The sequence below is a fragment of the Caldisericota bacterium genome (assembly GCA_034717215.1).
Lineage (GTDB): Bacteria > Caldisericota > Caldisericia > Caldisericales > Caldisericaceae > UBA646.
Genome location: JAYELD010000042.1, coordinates 1 through 2,430 on the forward strand (window position 1 = coordinate 1; position 2,430 = coordinate 2,430).

General features: G+C 36.1%; 2 protein-coding genes. Both read right to left on the reverse strand.

Annotation, left to right across the window (positions count from 1 at the left end):
• Nucleotides 1-1,677, reverse strand: a 1,677-nt coding sequence (gene polX / locus U9Q18_01960) for a DNA polymerase/3'-5' exonuclease PolX (protein MEA3313123.1), incomplete at its 3' end; no start/stop codon positions are given.
• Nucleotides 1,678-2,355 (reverse strand): HD domain-containing protein, encoded by a 678-nt coding sequence (locus U9Q18_01965; protein ID MEA3313124.1) that lies wholly within the window; start codon nucleotides 2,353-2,355, stop codon nucleotides 1,678-1,680.
• Between the last annotated feature and the right edge of the window lie 75 nt (nucleotides 2,356-2,430).

Below are 2,430 nucleotides of genomic sequence, written 5' to 3' on the forward strand. Positions count from 1 at the left end.
TATGACATCGTCTTTTGTAAGCCAAGCCCGCCTTGCAACGCCTACGCCATACCGCATATCTTTCATTCCATCAATTGAATGTGCATCGGTTCCTATTTCAAACTTCAGATTATATATCTCTCTTGCTCTTCTTGCATTTATATCATCCAAATCTAATCGTTGTGGCGAGGCATTAATTTCCACAAGAACATCGCGCTTTTGCGCCTCTTTAAACACCGAATCTAAATCTACATCATAATTATTTCTCCAGCCAATGATTCCGCCCATAGGGTGAGCAATAACCCTCACACCACTATAAGACATCGCTTTTATAATGCGATTAGTCATCTTTTCTTTTTCCTGATTCATTCCCGAATGAATGCCAACAAGACATATATCAAAGAGATTAAGCTCTTCATCGGAGAAATCAATACGCCCATCCGAAAGTATATTTAGTTCGGTACCCAAAAATATTTTGAACGGAGCAAATTTCCTATTTAATTGCTCTATTTCTTTTTTCTCTTCCTTATAACGTTCAATTGAAAGACCATTTGCAACGCCCAAGGCCCTTGCATGATCTGTAATGACTATATAACTGTAACCGAGCTGAATAGCTTGTTGCGCCATTTCTTCAATACTGTTTACGCCATCTGAATAAAGCGAGTGTAAATGAATATCTCCCCTTATATCCGTTAGTTCAATGAGTTTCGGCAACTTGCCTTCAATTGCTAACTCTATTTCTCCCCTGTCCTCCCGCATCTCCGGTGGAATCCATGACAAGCCAATAGATTTGTAAATACTTTCTTCTGTCTCTCTCGCAATACATTTGTTTGTACTAAGATCAAACACACCATATTCGTTTATCTTCAAATTTCTTTTATTAGCCAACTCTCTAATTTTTATGTTATGCTCCTTTGAACCTGTAAAATATTGGATTGCAGCACCAAATGACTCCCTTTGGACAATTCTGAGATCTACCTGAATATTGTTAGTCAAAAGAATAGACGACTTTTTTTCGCCCCTGACAATAACATTTTTTACCATATCAAATGAAACAAATTTATCCATCACAGCTACAGGATTGTTTGACACAACCAGGATATCGATATCTCCAATAGTTCTCTTCATTCTTCTGATGCTGCCACAAATTTTTATTTTCTCGACAGGAGAATATTTTTTTAACTCATCAACGATACTTTCAGCAAGAGGGAGAGCAATACCGATAGATAGACGCTCCCATTGCCTATTCTTTATATCTTTAAGGCCCTTTAATATTCTTTTTTCTATTTTCTCTCCAAACCCAGGAAGATTTCTGATTTTGCCTTGCATTGCAGCTTTTTCCAAACTTTCCACAGATTTTATATCCAATGTATCAAAAAGAATTTTTGTACGTCTTATGCCAAGCTCAGGTATTTTTTTAAGATCTAGAAGTGACTCGGGTATTTTTTTCTTTAGCTCTTCAAGTTTATCAATATGCCCCGTGTTAAGATATTGAAGTATTTTATTAGCACTGGCCTTCCCTACCCCTTTAACGGAAGTAAGTTTGCCTTCTCTTGCCAAAGCTTCTACTGGTGCAGGTAAATTTTCTATTTGCTGCGCTACTTCTAAATATGCTCTCGCTTTAAAAGGATTTTCTTCGGCTAATTCTGATAATTCAGCAAGTTCATAAAATTTTTGAGCTATTTCCTTATTTTTCATTCAGAGTGATCCGTTTATTTCTTTTTTTAGTGTGGAAAAAAAACCTTCCATAAACGCAATTCTCTTCTCTGCTATCTTTTTTGCTGTGTCTGTAAAAAGTCTTTCTGGAATATATCTGAATTTTGTCTCTAACTCAATATTAGGTGCATGTCTTGAGATATCCTTGATACGACCGTTAATTTTTCCATCTAATAAATTTTCTTTCATATAGCTGTTTAAATCAACATCAATATATATGCTTTCTCCTCTTTCACCTGCTATCATATAAGCTCGTGCAATACCTACAGCTCCAATAGCATCAAGTTTATCAGCATCAAACAATATCTGTGCTTCTTTTGTTTCTGGTGAAGTTTCCCCCCTATAACGATGCGTTTGTATGCAATGTTTTACGCCTTGAACTACACTTTCCGGATAGTTCAGACTGCGTAATATCTTTTCCGCCATTTCGGCACCTAAAAGAGCATGGTCAATGTTTCCGCTCAAATCTGAATCCTCTTTTACACGCGCAATATCATGCAACAAAGAAGCAATCTCTACTATCTCCATATCGACAGTCTGTTCTTTTTTTGCAAGCATACATGCAAGCTCAAACACCCTGAATGTATGCTCAAGGTCATGCGAAGAGGATGAAAGCTCTTCTTTAACTATCTGTTTGATTGTATTTATCTTTTTATTCATTCTGCTTTCAATTATAACAAATTTTGAATAAACTGCGAATTGTAATTTCATTTATGCTAAGATAAATCCCAATAT